The organism is Methylocystis sp. NC52PC (assembly GCF_055698645.1).
This window is the reverse complement of record NZ_CP170127.1, coordinates 959,753-975,312: the sequence shown is the minus strand read 5'-3', so window position 1 is coordinate 975,312 and position 15,560 is coordinate 959,753. Positions and strand designations below refer to the sequence as shown.

19 protein-coding genes are annotated in these 15,560 nt (G+C 66.2%); 13 read left to right on the top strand and 6 right to left on the bottom strand.

Annotation, left to right across the window (positions count from 1 at the left end):
• The first annotated feature begins 209 nt into the window (after nt 1–209).
• From ACETII_RS06575 to ACETII_RS06565, 3 genes are all read left to right on the top strand, one after another.
• Complete coding sequence (locus ACETII_RS06575) at nt 210–650, top strand: hypothetical protein (RefSeq protein WP_363350084.1); 441 nt, start codon at nt 210–212, stop codon at nt 648–650.
• 192 nt (nt 651–842) lie between these two features.
• A complete protein-coding gene (locus tag ACETII_RS06570; RefSeq protein WP_363350083.1) occupies nt 843–1,313 on the top strand; it encodes a DUF2852 domain-containing protein in 471 nt (156 codons plus the stop codon).
• A gap of 299 nt (nt 1,314–1,612) precedes the next feature.
• Nucleotides 1,613–2,500, top strand: coding sequence for an extensin-like domain-containing protein (locus ACETII_RS06565; RefSeq protein WP_472787527.1), 888 nt, complete (start codon nt 1,613–1,615; stop codon nt 2,498–2,500).
• Here ACETII_RS06565 and ACETII_RS06560 read toward each other — a convergent pair.
• The 3 genes from ACETII_RS06560 to ACETII_RS06550 form a co-directional block, all read right to left on the bottom strand.
• Entirely contained in the window at nt 2,497–2,793 is a 297-nt protein-coding gene (locus ACETII_RS06560) for a hypothetical protein (RefSeq protein WP_472787526.1), read from the bottom strand. The two genes, ACETII_RS06565 and ACETII_RS06560, sit on opposite strands and share 4 nt — an antisense overlap.
• Entirely contained in the window at nt 2,790–3,068 is a 279-nt protein-coding gene (locus ACETII_RS06555) for a DUF6460 domain-containing protein (protein WP_363350080.1), read from the bottom strand. The genes ACETII_RS06560 and ACETII_RS06555 overlap by 4 nt, the downstream gene beginning before the upstream one ends.
• A gap of 121 nt (nt 3,069–3,189) precedes the next feature.
• Nucleotides 3,190–3,588, bottom strand: a complete 399-nt coding sequence (locus ACETII_RS06550; RefSeq protein WP_363350079.1) for a hypothetical protein — start codon at nt 3,586–3,588, stop codon at nt 3,190–3,192.
• Nucleotides 3,589–3,763: 175 nt separating this feature from the next.
• Here ACETII_RS06550 and ACETII_RS06545 point away from each other — a divergent pair, with 175 nt between their 5' ends.
• Both ACETII_RS06545 and ACETII_RS06540 read left to right on the top strand, forming a co-directional pair.
• The gene (locus ACETII_RS06545) at nt 3,764–4,189 is read left to right on the top strand and encodes an Hsp20 family protein (protein ID WP_363350078.1); all 426 of its coding nucleotides are present in this window, start codon (nt 3,764–3,766) and stop codon (nt 4,187–4,189) included.
• A 77-nt stretch (nt 4,190–4,266) separates the two neighbouring features.
• Nucleotides 4,267–5,178: a DUF1259 domain-containing protein gene (locus ACETII_RS06540; protein WP_472787525.1), complete on the top strand. Its 912-nt coding sequence runs from the start codon at nt 4,267–4,269 to the stop codon at nt 5,176–5,178.
• On the opposite strand, the gene ACETII_RS06535 is transcribed toward ACETII_RS06540, so the two are convergent.
• From ACETII_RS06535 to ACETII_RS06525, 3 genes are all read right to left on the bottom strand, one after another.
• Nucleotides 5,132–5,962: an FTR1 family iron permease gene (locus tag ACETII_RS06535; protein WP_363350076.1), complete on the bottom strand. Its 831-nt coding sequence runs from the start codon at nt 5,960–5,962 to the stop codon at nt 5,132–5,134. The genes ACETII_RS06540 and ACETII_RS06535 overlap by 47 nt on opposite strands.
• Entirely contained in the window at nt 5,962–6,285 is a 324-nt protein-coding gene (locus tag ACETII_RS06530; protein WP_363350075.1) for a cupredoxin domain-containing protein, read from the bottom strand. Before ACETII_RS06530 ends, ACETII_RS06535 begins: the two co-directional genes overlap by 1 nt.
• Before the next feature lie 146 nt (nt 6,286–6,431).
• Nucleotides 6,432–6,773: a hypothetical protein gene (locus ACETII_RS06525; RefSeq protein ID WP_472787524.1), complete on the bottom strand. Its 342-nt coding sequence runs from the start codon at nt 6,771–6,773 to the stop codon at nt 6,432–6,434.
• A 236-nt stretch (nt 6,774–7,009) separates the two neighbouring features.
• On the opposite strand from ACETII_RS06525, the gene secE reads away from it, so the two are divergent.
• From secE to odhB, 8 genes are all read left to right on the top strand, one after another.
• Complete coding sequence (gene secE, locus ACETII_RS06520; protein WP_341104868.1) at nt 7,010–7,201, top strand: preprotein translocase subunit SecE; 192 nt, start codon at nt 7,010–7,012, stop codon at nt 7,199–7,201.
• Between the two features lie 28 nt (nt 7,202–7,229).
• Nucleotides 7,230–7,760, top strand: a complete 531-nt coding sequence (gene nusG, locus ACETII_RS06515) for a transcription termination/antitermination protein NusG (protein ID WP_363350073.1) — start codon at nt 7,230–7,232, stop codon at nt 7,758–7,760.
• A 196-nt stretch (nt 7,761–7,956) separates the two neighbouring features.
• Entirely contained in the window at nt 7,957–8,304 is a 348-nt protein-coding gene (locus ACETII_RS06510; protein ID WP_472787523.1) for a hypothetical protein, read from the top strand.
• A gap of 233 nt (nt 8,305–8,537) precedes the next feature.
• The gene (rplK, locus tag ACETII_RS06505) at nt 8,538–8,984 is read left to right on the top strand and encodes a 50S ribosomal protein L11 (protein ID WP_363350071.1); all 447 of its coding nucleotides are present in this window, start codon (nt 8,538–8,540) and stop codon (nt 8,982–8,984) included.
• Between the two features lie 4 nt (nt 8,985–8,988).
• Nucleotides 8,989–9,693 (top strand): 50S ribosomal protein L1, encoded by a 705-nt coding sequence (rplA, locus tag ACETII_RS06500; RefSeq protein ID WP_363350070.1) that lies wholly within the window; start codon nt 8,989–8,991, stop codon nt 9,691–9,693.
• Nucleotides 9,694–10,070: 377 nt separating this feature from the next.
• Entirely contained in the window at nt 10,071–10,955 is an 885-nt protein-coding gene (gene sucD, locus ACETII_RS06495) for a succinate--CoA ligase subunit alpha (protein ID WP_363350068.1), read from the top strand.
• 138 nt (nt 10,956–11,093) lie between these two features.
• Nucleotides 11,094–14,090: a 2-oxoglutarate dehydrogenase E1 component gene (locus ACETII_RS06490; protein ID WP_472787522.1), complete on the top strand. Its 2,997-nt coding sequence runs from the start codon at nt 11,094–11,096 to the stop codon at nt 14,088–14,090.
• A 102-nt stretch (nt 14,091–14,192) separates the two neighbouring features.
• Complete coding sequence (gene odhB / locus ACETII_RS06485) at nt 14,193–15,446, top strand: 2-oxoglutarate dehydrogenase complex dihydrolipoyllysine-residue succinyltransferase (RefSeq protein WP_363350066.1); 1,254 nt, start codon at nt 14,193–14,195, stop codon at nt 15,444–15,446.
• Nucleotides 15,447–15,560: the final 114 nt, after the last annotated feature.

The following is a 15,560-nucleotide window of genomic DNA, read 5'->3' as shown; positions in this document are numbered from 1 at the left end:
TAATGTCTTGTTAAGGAAATGAGGGAGGCGGGCATGTTGGGCGAAAGTGACGTCGAGGGCGTGATCGTGTCGATTCTGGCGTGCGCTTTATCAGCGACGTTTCTCGGCGCCATGATAATTGGAGTGGTCAAAATCGCCACGGGGACGTGAGCGCCGAGGCCGCTTGAATTTTCCTTCTCCCGTCCCGGTCGGCGCCTTACCTTGGCCCGATGAGCGACGCCAAAGATTATCGCATCGTCGACGGCTCTCAGGGGCCGCGGCGGGATTTCCGGATCACGGTAGGCCTGCGCGAGGGCTGGGACGCGGAGGGGCGCGTCTATGACGTCTCCGAGGCCGTGCGCACCGCGCAGCGCTGGATGCGGTCCAGGGTTGAAGCGGGCAAGCCGGCCCTTTCCGGCATGTTCGCCCGCGCCGAGGTCACCTATGCTTGGCCGAAGGCGGGCGGCGGCGTCGGCTCCGACCGCGAGCCCGTCGCGATTTTCACCGGCGAGGCCGTGCACGCCTATCTCGGCGATCTCCCGGACGAAGAGATCGAGGCCATGCTGAACGAGCTCGCAACCGAGCTCGGCGCCGCGCTCGGGCAGGAGCGCCTCTATGTCGCCTTCTGCGACCGCACCTGGATTTTGAGCTGCGAATCCGAAGGGTCTTGAAGGACAGCGAGGCCGTTCCGATATGCGCGAGGCCGGCGGTTCGGGTCTTGTCGACGCGAAAGACGAGCCCGCCGAGCCTCTCGTTGCAAAACGCGGCCAAGGCCCCGCTCCTTGCAAAAAACGATGTGAATGTGTATAACATTTACATCGGCGCCGGAAGTCCGAAGGCCGAGCATCAGACTGGAGCCAACTATGAGCTGCAATCATCATTCCCGAATGTCCGCCTCACCCTGGGGGCGTCAGGGAGGGTGCGCGCATTGGAGGCCGTTCGAAGTCGCGGCCATCGTTCTCGGCTTCTTCATCTTCTGGCCAATCGGCCTCGCGCTGCTGTTCCTCAAGCTCTGGGGCAAGAGCTTCGGCTATCAGGGCGACCTGTTCTCCTTCGCGGCCGAGCAGGGCGCCAAGGTCAAGGAGGCTTTCGGCGAGGTGTCGCGCGAGGCCGCGAGCGGCGGCTGGGCGGGCCCGTCTTTCATGCGCTCGACCGGCAACGTCGCCTTCGACGAATGGCGGGAAGGCGAACTCGCCCGCCTTGAGGAGGAGCGTCGCAAGCTCGCCGAAGCCGAGCGTGACTTCGCCGAACATATCGCCGAATTGCGCCGCGCCCGCGACCGGGAAGAGTTCGAATCCTTCATGCGGGCCCGCAAGGGCGGAGCCCCGCAGTAACGCTCTCAAAGGCGGCCGGCGGAAACGCCGGCCGTTTCGTTTTCTAGGAGGCGTTGCGGCCTTGATGCTGCGAGACGCCTGCTGCGCAGGCTCCTCAGCATGAGGGGCTTCTTCATTTTGATCGTGCACTGAGGCCTCATCCTGAAGGAGCGCGCTCAGGCGCGCGTCGCGAAGGACGAGGCCGGCCCGGCAGGTCGTCAACGAGCCACTTATGTGACGCGGCCACAGTCTTCGGAAATTTCTCGGTTAACTAAATTTTTCGACGCTCGCTTAACCGACCGTCCGCCACTCTATGCGGCATGGTCCGCCGCGCCACGCTCCTCTTGCTCTTCGCCGCCGCGACGCTGGCGGGCTGCGCCGGTCCGTTCCGGCCGCAGCGGCCGGCTTGGCGCACCCAGGCGGAAAACGCCTGCATCGCGCAACGGCGGGTGCAGCCGTCGGACTTCATTGCGCTCGCCAATGAGCTGGAGGGCCCGGGCATCTGCGGCCTCACCAAGCCGTTCAAGGTGACCGCGCTGCAGGGCGGCGCGGTCGCTTTCAACGCCACGGCGACGCTCGATTGCTCAATGGTCGCGGAACTCGACCAATGGCTCGCCGATACGGTCCAGCCGGCCGCGCAGGCGCGTTTCGGCAGCCGCGTGGTCCGCATCGACTCGATGGGCTCCTACGCCTGCCGGGGCATGAACAATCAAAGCGGCGCGCAGCTCTCCGAACACGCCTTCGGCAATGCGCTCGACATCGGCGGCTTCGTCCTCGAGGACGGGCGCCAGATCACGCTGGTGCGCGATTGGTGGCGCGGCGACGAGCAGACGCGGGCCTTTCTGATGGACGTGCATCGCGGCTCCTGCGAACATTTCACCACGGTGCTGTCGCCGGGCTCCAATGCCTTCCATTACAACCATATTCACGTCGATCTCGCCCTGCATGGCCGCTCCGGACGCGCGATCTGCAAGCCCGCGCCGCAGGAGACCCTGCCGCCGCCCGAGGAATCGCCGCTGATCGCCATGCGCAACGCCAAGCCCGGCGCCGGCGACGAGACGGACAACGACACGACGGGCCGGCCGCCGCGCGCCGCCTTCGAGGGCGGCGACGGCTTTGGGCCGCTCAACGCGCCCGACGCGCCGCTGCCTCCGCGACGGGATGAGGCGACCGAGGGCGATCTAACGTCCTCGATTCGCCGGCGCTAGGGCGCAAATTCCCCGCTCGCCTCGGCCCGCTTCGAGCGCTTGTCATAGATGCAGACGATGACGCGCGGGGCCTTCGCGTCCCGCGACAGGCCGCGCGCGAGTGCGACTCCATAAGTTTCGCTGCCGAAAGGGTCAACGTGGATCGTCGCATGGTCGAGCCGCCCGGCGACGGCCTTTTCACAGCTCTTTTCCACGTCGATGCGAAAGTCCCGCCAAGCGTCGTCGCTCGCGGCTCGCACGAGCGTCGAGGAGAGCGGCAGGAGCAGTAAGACGAGAAGACCCGTGCGGCTCATCTGCGCCCGCTCATGTTCATGAGCCGCAGGATCAGCCAGGCCGGCACGACAAACACTGCGCCTGCGAGCAGATAGCTTACGAGCTCCTTCACCGCGCCGAAGCCGAGGTGATAAATCCGGTCGAAAAAGGCCTGCACGCCGCGCAGAATGTCGATGGGCCGCAGCTCCAGCCACATCAGCAGCGCGCCGACGACGAGCGAGATGAAAAACAGTCGGATGGCGACGTTGATCGGCGAGCCGCCGAGGAAATTTTCGAGCGCGTTCTTAGACGCCATAGAGGGAGATTCCGTTTCGGTTGGGCTGGAGAGGGCTAAAAAATCGCGCTCGAGGCGCGTGGGTTTCTCAAGATGCGGCCAGTTGGCGAAGGGTTCGTCGTCGGTCATCGAAGCCCCCCTGTCAATTCGGCGCTTCTTCCTTGAACAGGCGGATTATGCGTCGCAAGAAGCGCTCGGTAAAGGAGAGCGCCCGCTCGAACTCCTGCTCGCCGGGAAGCGTCGGCGGCCCCTTCGCAATCTGCGCTTGCAGCCTTGCGTTCTCGGCGCGCAGCCTCTCGATCTCGGCTTGAAGCGTCGCGCGCTCGTCGGCGCCGAGGCGGCAGACGGCGACGCCCTCCTTCGCCGAGCAATAGGAGACGGCGCCAGTGTCGCGGTTCAGGCGCAAATAGCCGCCGTTGAGCGGCTGAAGGGTGAAGCGGTCGCCTTCCGGCGCGATGATCGCCGGCGTTTCCTCCGCCTGCGCGACGAAGGGCGCGAGGGCGGTCGCCAGGAACGCAAGGCGCAGCGTGACAGGATGCATGGGCGCCGCCGACGAAGAGGAAAGACTGCCCGCAGATGGGGGCGCGCGCCGCTTGCGTCAATGGCGGCCGGCGCGACGCCCCGCTTGATCGCGGGCCCGCGCTCGGCCATAAATCTCATGCGGAGACGCCAGACGGGTCCCCGCCAAAACAGAGGCGCCAGAAGGGCTTCACACCATGTCGCGTCCCCCGCTGAATTCGCCGTTTCTATTGGGTTTCGACGAAATTGAACGCGCCCTCGAGCGCGTCACGCGCAGCGGCGCCGACGGCTATCCGCCCTATAATATCGAACGGCTCCCGCGCACGGAAAACGAGCCCGAGCGGTTGCGCATCACCTTGGCCGTCGCCGGCTTCACGCGCGACCAGCTCGATGTGTCTCTGGAGGAAAACCAGCTCGTCATCCGGGGCCGGCAAATCGAGGAGCGCGAGCGGCACTTCCTGCACAGGGGCATCGCTGCGCGGCAGTTCCAGCGCGCCTTCCTCCTCGCCGAAGGCATGCAGGTGCTGGGCGCCGATCTGGTCAACGGGCTGCTCTCGGTTGATCTGGTCCGGCCCGAGCCGGAGCGGGTGATCAAGAAGATCAACATCATCGCGCGCGACTAGTCTTCGCGCACGACCCGGGCCTGTTCCTCCTCGACGCCCGCGCCATGTCTGGCGGACGCCCCCGGGGAGGAAGGCCCATGCGCAACGCCCTGATAACGCTCGCCCTGTTTGGGTCGCTGCTGTGCGCGCCAGCGGCGCTGGCGGAAATCGACTGGTCGCGCGTGGACGCGGCGATGGGCCGCGACGGCGTCATGATCGGGACGGCGCACAGATACGAACTGCCGCGCCGCGACCTGCGCACGCGGCTCGACGGCGTCGAGCTCGCGCCGGGCCTCGTCGGCGGCTGGGTCGCCTTCCAGCAGATCGGCCGTTACGCCATGATGCGCGGCGACCTCGTGGTCGCCGAGGTCGAGGCGCCCCGGGCGGTGACGAGGCTGCTGGCGCAGGGCGTGCGAATCTCCGGCGTGCATCACCATTTGCTGCGCGCCCGCCCCGAGGGGGCGCATCTGCATGTCGCGGGATACGGCGACCCGGTCGAACTGGCGCAGGCGTTGCGCGAGGCGGTCCCGATCAAGGCTGCTGATCTTGCTGATCCGTCTCCGGACTTGACCCCGCCCGAGCTGGCGCAGATCGAGGCGGCGCTCGGGGCCAAGGCGCGAATGACGTCGGGCGCCCGGCAGTTTCTCATTCCTCGCGCCGAGGAGGTCCGCGCAAGCGGCGCGCCGGCGCCTGCCGCCCTGGGGGCGGCGTCAGCGCTGAATTTCCAGGCGCTGGGAGACGGAAAGGCGGCGATCACCGCCGAATTCGCCGCGCTCGCAAGTGAAGTGAAACCCCTGGTCGAGACATTGCACGCCAGCGGTCTGGAGGTCGCCGGCCTCTGCGATCACATGCAGGACGACCAGCCGAGGCTCACCTTCGTGCATGTCTTCGCGCAGGGCGAGGCGGTCCAACTCGCCTATGCCCTCAAGCGCGGACTCGACGTTCTGGGCGGCGACTCGGCCCTCATTCCGCCGGCGCCCGCGCCGGCGCGGGCGCTGTCATGGCGGTGAGTTTGGTCGCCGCGACGATAGCGGCGATCGTCAGCCCATAGACCACGACTTGCATCTGCGACGGCTGGTCGGCATAGCCGATGAGCGTATGCAGGACGCGCCCGGGAATGCTTTTGTCCGACAACAGCCAGGACGTGTCCCAGACCGTGTCGGAAAGCGCCGTGATTGTCCCCGCCTGCTGGAGGAAGGCCACCGCCTGCGCGGCGAGACCCGCCGCGAGCAAAGTAATCAGCGCCGTCGTCACAGCGAAGAGCCGGCGCGGCGGAATGGAGACGAGGCCGAAGAAGGTCGCGACGCTGGTCGCCGCGCCGAGCGCCAGGCCCGCGACGCCGCCGATCAGCACGCTCGTCGCCGACTCGCCGGAAGCGAGCACGCCGTAGAGGAAGAGCGCCACTTCCGACCCCTCGCGCAGCACGGCGAGGCCCACGACCGTCGCGAGCGCAAAGAGCGTGCGGTCGCCGCGCGCCACCGCCCGCCCCACGTCGGAAAGCTCCTGCGCCAACTCGCGGCCGTGGCGGGCCATCCAGATATTGTGCCAGGCGAGCATGACGACAGCGACCATCAGCACCGCCGCATTGAACAGTTCCTGCCCGCTGCCCGCGAAGGCGCGCGAAAGCTGATCCGCGAAGGCGGCGACCACCAGCGCCCCCAGGACGCCGCCGCCGACGCCGCCGGCGATGAAGCCGCGCGATCCCGGAACGCCGCGCGTCACCGCTGCGACGATGCCGATGATGAGGCCGGCCTCGATGGCCTCGCGAAAGACGATGATCAGCGCGCCCAGCATTATTCGACGACCAGTTCGCCCTTGGCGCTGTCCTCGTGGAACTCGCCGAAGAATTTGTAGCGCCCAGGCTTGAGCGCGCGCAGCTGGAAGGTCGCCTCGCTGTTGGCCGGCACCACTTTTTCGATGCGCAGGGGCTTCGACTCGAATTCCTCGGGCGTCCCATCGAGATTCTTGACGACAAGCGTCGCGGCCTTGTCGGCGGGGAGCTTCAGCTCGCTAGGGTCGAATTTGTGGTCCTTGATCGTGAGCGTATATGTTTCAGCCGCCGCGGCGCCCGAAAAACCAATCGCGAAAACGAAAACCGCCGCAGCTCGCCTGTTCATGCCTGTCTCTTTTCTGGCCGGATGCTTTTGCAAAGCAACCTAGGCGCCAGGGCAGCGAGCGTCAAAGGGTCAAATCTGGATTGTTTCCAGGGTGCCAGGCGGCGCGATGTCGCGCCGCGACGCGGGAAGCTCCGCGAAAAAAGCCGCTAGCCGGCGGGATAGCCGTGACGGGCCTTGGAGGCGCGCAGCAGCGCGGCCGCCTTCGCGTCCTGCCCAGCGGCGCAGGCGGTCGCGGCCTCGGAGATTTCCCCCTGGATCTGGCGATAGACGCTTGGATTGACGTGCCCCATCGAGAGATCGTTCTCGATCACCGATCTGTAGCGCGCGATGGGGCCCGAGCAGCCCGCGCCTTCGGGGAGCTGCAGGGCGGAGGGGGTTGGCTGCGACGGGCCGGGCGGGTCGATGACCGGCTGAGTTTGACGGGGGCCGTTGCAGGCGGCGAGCGCGGCCGTCGCCAGGCCGGCGACGAGCAGGGTCCAAAGGCGCATGTCTTCCTCCGAAAGGCGCGGGCCCAAGCTCTTAAAATCCCCGGCCGGCGGGGGCAAGGACCCTTGGCGCAAATCCCCCTTGGCGCAAATCCCCCTTGGCGCGAATCCCCCTTGGCGGGCGCAGCGGGAGGCGCTATAAGGCGTCGTAACGTGGCGCGTGGCCGGAAGGTCGCGCGCCGCGACTGTTTTACGGCGCGCGTCCCTTCCGGACGTCGGCGCAAGAACCGGGCAAGCAAATGGTCAACCCATTTACGTTCCTTCAGGAAGTGCGCGCCGAGGCGAATAAGGTCACCTGGCCCACGCGTCGCGAGACGATGATCACCACCGGCCTCGTGATTCTGATGGTGCTGTTCGCGAGCCTGTTCTTCGTCGTCGTCGACTCGGCCCTGCGCTTCCTCGTCGGCCTGCTGCTGCGCGTCGGCCAATAACTTCTTTTCACGGAGCCGGACGCGCCTCATGAGCATGCGCTGGTATATCGTCCACGCTTATTCGAACTTCGAAAAGAAGGTCGCCGAGGCGATCCGCGAAGGCGCCGCGCAGCGGGGCCTGACCGAGGCTTTCGAGGAAATTCTCGTGCCGACCGAGCAGGTCGTCGAGGTGCGTCGCGGACGTAAGGTCTCCACCGAGCGCAAGTTCTTTCCGGGCTATGTGCTCGTGAAGTGCAATCTGACTGACCCCGTGTTCTCTTTGATCAAGAACACGCCGAAGGTCACCGGCTTCCTCGGCGCCGACAACAAGCCCATGCCCATCTCCGAAGAAGAGGCGATGCGGATCAAAGGGCAGGTGGCCGAGGGCGTGGAGCGCCCCAAGCCGACGGTCAGCTTCGAGGTCGGCGAGACGGTGCGCGTCGCCGACGGCCCCTTCGCCTCCTTCAACGGTCTGGTCGAAGAGGTCGACGAGGCGCGCTCGCGCCTCAAGGTGGCGGTCTCGATCTTCGGCCGCCCGACCCCGGTGGAGCTGGAATTCGGGCAGGTCGAGAAGGTTTAGGCGGACCGCTTCGACTGCTGCGGGAGACGGCTGCCCCGGGGACAGTCCCCCGGCGTCAGGGACTCCCGCCATCCCGTCTTGGCGGGAGGGTGGCGCCATCGGCGCATTTCAGCTTGTCATACACCCGCCGCGTTTCTTCCCCAAAAACTGTGCTATAAAGCTTTGCCGTATCGACGGCGAGGGAAGGGGAGCCCCGATGAGCGAGGAGCCCGAGAATTTCACATTGGCGCTGTTGCGCAAAATCGACGCGAAGGTGGACACTCTACGCGACGACTTGTCGGTCATTCGCGACGAGATGGCGGGCATGCGCGACGTGATGGTGACCAAGGACGCGTTGCGCTCGGAGATCAATTCGTTGCGCGCCGATGTGGCGTCCGACATGTTGAACCTCGAGAAACGTCTGAGCGATCAGGTCGTGGGGCTTCGCCGCTCTGTCATGGAATACCATTCATCGGTCATTGGCCACGGCGTGCTGCTGACTGAACTCGAGGAGCGCGTGCGTCGCCTCGAGCAGCATGCAGGTTTTCCCCCCGAGCGGCATTAAGGCTGGCGCTGGGCGATCTTTTCGGCCGCGGCCGCCGCCATTCATCTGATACTTGCGCTTTTCCGCGCCTTCCCCTAAAAGCGGCGCTTCCCTGGACGGTCCCGCCGTCCGGGAAATCTTGCGTGGCGGGTCCGCCCTGACGCCAGGGGAGAACGGATCGGACCACGACCTGCAACCGGCGGGAGCGGGCGCTTTTCGAGGCGCCGCGCGCCGTCCTTCGTTGGAGAAAGCACATGGCGAAGAAAATTGCCGGCTACATAAAGCTGCAAGTGCCGGCCGGCGCGGCGAACCCCTCGCCGCCGATTGGTCCCGCGCTCGGTCAGCGCGGCCTCAACATCATGGAGTTCTGCAAGGCGTTCAACGCCAAGACGGCGCAGATGGAGAAGGGGATGCCGATCCCCGTCATCATCACCGCCTATCAGGACCGCTCCTTCACCTTCGAGATGAAGCAGCCGCCGGTCTCCTTCTTCCTCAAGAAGGCGGTCGGGCTCAAGATCGGCAAGAAGCCAGCTTCGGGCTCCAAGACTCCTGGCCGTAACGTCGTCGGCAAGGTGACGAAGGCGCAGATCAAGGAGATCGCCGAGAAGAAACTCGTCGACCTCAACTGCGCGTCGATCGAATCCGCAATGTCGATGATCGAAGGCTCGGCCCGCGCGATGGGCCTCCAGGTGGTGGAGTAAGACCATGGCGCATGTCGGAAAACGCATCAAGAAGGCCCGCGAGGGCGTCGAGCGCACCAAGCTCTATCCCATCGACGAAGCTGTGAAGCTCGTGCGCAGCCGAGCGACGGCCAAGTTCGACGAATCCGTCGAGATCGCGATGAATCTCGGCGTCGATCCCAAGCACGCCGATCAGATGGTGCGCGGCGTCGTCAACCTGCCGAACGGCACCGGCCGCACGCTGCGCGTCGGCGTCTTCGCGCGCGGCGCCAAGGCGGACGAAGCCAAGGCGGCGGGCGCCGATGTGGTGGGCGCCGAGGATCTCGTCAACATCGTCCAGGGCGGCACGATCGAGTTCGATCGCTGCATCGCCACGCCGGACATGATGCCGCTCGTCGGCCGTCTCGGTAAGGTGCTCGGCCCGCGCGGCATGATGCCGAACCCGAAGGTCGGCACGGTGACCATGGACGTCGCCGGCGCGGTGAAGGCCTCCAAGGGCGGCGCGGTCGAGTTCCGCGTCGAGAAGGCCGGCATCATTCAGGGCACGGTCGGCAAGGCTTCTTTCGACGACGGCAAGCTCGTCGAGAACATCAAGGCCTTCGTCGACGCCGTCGCCAAGGCCAAGCCCACGGGCGCCAAGGGCACCTATATCCAGCGCGTCGCCATCAGCTCGACCCAGGGTCCGGGCGTGAAGGTCGAGGTCGGGTCGATCGGTGCGACTACGGCGTAAGGGCCGGGATAGGTTGAGGTTTTGGAGCCGGCGGGAAACCGCCGGCTTTTTTTTGGCATCGGCCGCCTTGCACCCGTCATGCCGGGCGTCCACGGCGCCGCTCGTAACGCCTCTGCGCGGCGTGGATGCGCGGTACAAGCCTGGCCATGCCCCGGCAATCGCGGCATAGCGCGCTCGGTTGGATGAGCGCTCGCGTGACTTCATCGCGTCCCCTTGCCGCATGCGCCTATTCCGGGCGCTTTCCGCCTTGTAAGCGGGCGCTCTTCCCAATAGTTTGGCGGCCGCGTCATTCACCGCGCGAGACCCTGCCCCCCGTCGAGACGGGGAGCCGGAGGCTCGCGCTTTCCGCGCCGCCCGTTCTCTTTAGGAATCGCTGCATGTCCGTGCTGATCGACAAGAACACCAAAGTCATCACTCAAGGTTTCACCGGCAAGACCGCCACCTTCCATTCGGAGCAGGCGATCGCCTATGGGACCAAGATGGTCGGCGGCGTGTCCCCGGGCAAAGGCGGCTCCACGCATCTCGGCCTCCCCGTTTTCGATACGGTCGCCGAAGCCCGCGCCAAGACCGGCGCCGAGGCCTCTGTCGTTTACGTTCCGCCGCCGGGCGCGGCCGACGCCATTTGCGAGGCGATCGACGCCGAAATCCCGTTGATCGTCTGCATCACCGAGGGCGTGCCGGTGCAGGACATGATCCGCGTCAAGCGCTCGCTCTCGGGCTCCAAGTCCCGCCTCATCGGCCCGAACTGCCCCGGCGTCGTCACCGCCGGCGAGAGCAAGATCGGCATCATGCCGGGCAACATCTTTTCCCGCGGGTCGGTCGGCGTCGTGTCGCGCTCCGGCACGCTCACCTATGAAGCCGTCTTCCAGACGACCCGCGAGGGCCTCGGCCAGACGACGGCCGTCGGCATCGGCGGCGACCCGGTCAAGGGCACCGACTTCATCGAGGTGCTGGAGCTGTTTCTCGCGGACGAGGCGACCAAGTCCATCATCATGATTGGCGAGATTGGCGGCTCGGCCGAGGAGGAAGCGGCCCAATTCTTGAAAGACGAGGCCAAGCGCGGCCGCAAGAAGCCGGTGGTGGGCTTCATCGCCGGCCGCACGGCGCCGCCCGGCCGCCGCATGGGCCACGCCGGCGCGATCATTTCGGGCGGCAAAGGCGACGCCGAGAGCAAGATTGCGGCGATGGAGTCGGCCGGGATCAGGGTTTCGCCCTCCCCGGCGCGTTTGGGCAAGACATTGGTCGAGGTGCTTAAAGGTTAGGCGTTGCCGCGCCCTTCTTTGCCGCCTCGGGGAGCTTAAATTAAGGGCGACGCCGTATCCTGGCGGCGCCTAAAATCAAGCCTTCGGCGGCCGCACGCGTTGCGACGCGCCGTCGTCGGCTTCAAGAGAAGCGAGAAAATGGCGCGTCTTGAAACTGATGGCGTGGCGGGGCCCGCGGCTCCCGGCGGCCCGCGTTCTACGCAAAACCAGAACTTCGCGAGCACCTCCTTTCTTCAAGGCGCCAATGCGGCCTATCTCGAAGGGCTGCTCGACGCCTATGAGGCCGATCCCGCCTCGGTAAGCCCAGAATGGGCGAGATTTTTCTCGGAAATGGGCGTCAAGCCGGGGGCGGCCCAGCAAAATGGCCCCTCCTGGGCGCGTTCTGACTGGCCGCCGACAGCCAATGGCGAATGGGTGAGCGCGCTCACCGGCGACGACGCGACTGCGCAAGCGAAGCCCGCTCCCGCCCCCAGGGGCGCTCCTGTCCCCCCGCCCACGGCCGTCACGGCGGATGAAATCCAGCGCGCCACGCGCGACTCGGTGCGCGCGCTCATGATGATCCGCGCCTATCGCATGCGCGGCCATCTTCACGCCAATCTCGATCCGCTCGGCCTCGAGCAGCGCCACGACCATGGCGAGCTGCATCCCGAGACCTATGGCTTCAAGGACGAGGATTACGACCGCAAGATCTTCATCGACGGCGTGCTCGGCCTGCAATACGCCAGCGTCTTCGAGATGGTCACGATCCTGCGCCGCACCTATTGCGGCTCGATCGGCTTCGAATTCATGCACATCTCCTCGCCGGATGAGAAGGCCTGGCTGCAGGCCCGCATCGAGGGCCCCAAAAAGGAGATCGTCTTCACCGACGAGGGCAAGCGCGCGATCTTCAACAAGCTCATCGAGGCGGAGGGCTTCGAAAAGTTTCTGGACGTCAAATATACGGGCACCAAGCGCTTCGGCCTCGACGGCGCGGAGTCCATCGTTCCGGCGCTGGAGCAGATCATCAAGCGCGGCGGCGCCCTCGGCGTCAAGGAGATGGTGCTCGGCATGGCCCATCGCGGCCGGCTCAACGTGCTCTGCCAGGTGATGGCCAAGCCCCACCGCGCGCTTTTCCATGAATTCAAGGGCGGGTCCTTCCTCCCCGACGAGGTGGAAGGGTCGGGCGACGTCAAATATCACCTCGGCGCCTCCTCCGACCGCGAGTTCGACGGCAACAAGGTGCATCTGTCGTTGACCGCCAATCCGTCGCATCTCGAAATTGTCGACCCCGTCGTGCTCGGCAAGGTGCGCGCCAAGCAGGACCAGCATGGCGGCGACCGCCGCGTGGTGCTGCCGCTGCTCATCCATGGCGACGCCGCCTTTGCGGGTCAGGGCGTGGTGGCGGAATGTTTCGGCCTTTCGGGGCTCAAGGGTCACCGCACCGGCGGATCGGTGCATTTCATCATCAATAATCAGATCGGCTTCACCACCTATCCGCGCTTCTCGCGCTCCTCGCCCTATCCTTCCGACGTGGCGAAGATGGTCGAGGCGCCGATCTTCCATGTGAATGGCGACGATCCTGAAGCGGTCGTCTTCGCCGCGCGCGTCGCCACCGAATTCCGCCAGCAGTTCCAGAAGCCCGTCGTCATCGACATGTGGTGTTACCGGCGCTTCGGCCACAATGAAGGCGACGAGCCCGGCTTCACCCAGCCGCTGATGTACAAGAAGATCCGCGCCCATCGCACGACGCTGGATCTCTACGCCGAGAAGCTCATCGCCGACGGCCAACTCACGCGGGCCGACGCCGACCGGATGAAGGACGCGTGGCGCGCGCGTCTCGAAGCGGAGTTCGAGGCGAGCCAGTCCTACAAGCCCAATAAGGCGGACTGGCTCGACGGCCGCTGGGCGGGGCTCAAGCCCGGCTATCAGGCGTCGGAGGACGAACGCCGCGGCAAGACCGGCGCGCCGCTCGAATCCTTGAAGGAAATCGGCGCCAAGCTCACCACGGTCCCCGCCGACTTCCACCTGCACCGCACGATTCAGCGATTCCTGGACAATCGCAAGAACGCGATCGAGGAGGGCCTCGCGATCGACTGGGCGACGGCGGAGGCGCTCGCCTTCGGCACGCTGCTCGCCGAAGGTTATCATGTGCGGCTTTCCGGCCAGGACGTCGAGCGCGGCACCTTCTCCCAACGTCACGCCGTGCTGATCGACCAGGAGACGGAGCGCCGCTACATCCCCTTCGACCATATCGCGTCGAAGCAAGGACGCTTCGAAGTCATTAATTCGATGCTCTCGGAAGAAGCGGTGCTCGGCTTCGAATACGGCTATTCGCTCGCCGAGCCCGGCGCCCTCGTTTTGTGGGAGGCGCAGTTCGGCGACTTCGCCAATGGCGCGCAGGTCGTTTTCGACCAGTTCCTGTCGGCGGGCGAACGCAAGTGGCTGCGCATGTCCGGCCTCGTCTGCCTGCTGCCGCATGGTTACGAGGGGCAGGGGCCCGAGCATTCCTCGGCGCGTCTCGAACGCTTCCTGCAGCTCTGCGCCGAGGACAACATGCAGGTCGCCAACTGTTCGACCCCGGCGAATTATTACCACATTCTGCGTCGCCAGCTTCATCGCAACATGCGCAAGCCGCTGGTGCTGATGACCCCGAAGTCGCTTCTGCGCAACAAGCGCTGCGTCTCGCGGCTCGGCGAGATGGGCATGGCGTCGAGCTTCCAGCGCATCCTGCTCGATGACGCGGAGACGGCGGCGCAGCCGCAGGCGATGCTGAAGGGCGACGACCAGATCCGGCGCGTCGTTCTCTGCAGCGGCAAGGTCTACTACGATCTCTTCGAAGAGCGCGAAAAGCGCGGGATCGACGACGTCTATCTGCTGCGCGTCGAGCAGCTGTATCCTTTCCCGCTCAAGGGCCTCGTCACCGCCATGGCGCGCTTCCGGAACGCCGACGTCGTCTGGTGTCAGGAGGAGCCCAAGAACATGGGCGCCTGGTTCTTCGTCGAGCCCTATCTCGAATGGGTTCTGGGACAGGTCGGCGGCAAGACCAAGCGCGCGCGCTATGTCGGGCGCCCGGCCTCCGCCTCGACGGCGGCGGGCACCATGTCGAAGCACCTCGCGCAGCTCAAAGCCTTCCTCGACGAGGTCTTTGCAGCCTGATTCCTCTCCCCGCCTGCGGGGAGGGGCTTGCCAATAGACCAAACCTTATTGCCCGCTCGCCGCGATCGACGCGAGGGGACGCCGCCAGGGACGATGAAAGCAATGACTGAAATTCGCGTGCCCACGCTGGGCGAATCCGTCACCGAGGCGACGATCGGCCGCTGGTTCAAGAAGCAGGGCGACGTCGTGCGCGCCGACGAGGCGCTCGCCGAACTCGAGACCGACAAGGTGACGCTCGAGGTCAACGCCCCCGCCGCCGGCGTCCTCGCCGAGATCACCGCAAAGGAGGGCGAGACGGTGCAACCCGGCGCGCTGCTCGGCCAGATCACGCCGGGCGCCGCCGCCGCGGCCGCGCCTGCGGCCCCCGCTCCGGCCGCGAAACCGGCTCCAGCCGCATCCGCCCCAGCTTCCCCCGCGCCGGCCGCCCCTGCGCCGGCGGTTGCGGCGGCTCCCGCCATGCCGCCTTCGCCCGCCGCCGCCAAGATCGCGGCGGAGAAGGGCATCGACGTTTCGCAGATCGCGGGTTCAGGAAAGCGCGGGCAGGCGCTCAAATCCGACGTGATCGACTTCGCCGCCCGCGCGCCCGCCCCGGCGCCCGCGCCGGTCGTGGAGGCGCCGCCGCCCGCGCCGCGTCCGCCCGCGCCGCAGGAGGATGTCGCGCGCGAGGAGCGCGTGAAGATGAGCCGCCTGCGCCAGACGATCGCCCGGCGTCTCAAGGAAGCGCAGAACGTCGCCGCCATGCTCACGACTTTCAACGAAGTCGACATGTCGGCGCTGATCGCGCAGCGCACGAAATACAAAGAGCTTTTCGAGAAGAAGCACGGCGTGAAGCTCGGCTTCATGGGCTATTTCGTGAAGGCCTGCTGTCAGGCCCTCGAAGAAATTCCCGCCGTCAACGCCGAGATCGACGGGACCGACATCATCTACAAGCGCTTCTGCCATATCGGCGTGGCGGTGGGCACGGACAAGGGCCTGGTCGTGCCCGTGCTGCGCGACGCCGACCGCATGAGCGTCGCCGAGATCGAGAAGGGGATCGCCGTTTTGGGCAAGAAGGCGCGCGAGGGAGCCCTCGACATCGCCGACCTGCAGGGCGGCACTTTCACCATCTCGAATGGCGGCGTCTATGGCTCGCTGATGTCGACGCCCATCCTCAACGCCCCCCAGTCCGGCATCCTCGGCATGCACAAGATCCAGGAGCGGCCGGTCGCGGTCGACGGCAAGGTCGAGATTCGCCCGATGATGTATCTGGCGCTTTCGTACGACCACCGGATCGTCGACGGCAAGGAGGCCGTGACCTTCCTCGTCCGCGTCAAGGAAACGCTGGAGGATCCGGGTCGGCTGGCGCTGGCGCTCTAGGCGGGCGCAATACTTGGGCGCGGCTGAAGAATCGGCCGCGCCGCCTCTTTAAATCTTGCTCAAAGCGCCACACATCTCTCTTCAAGACGCGCTGCGCAGCAGGCGTCGACGGGC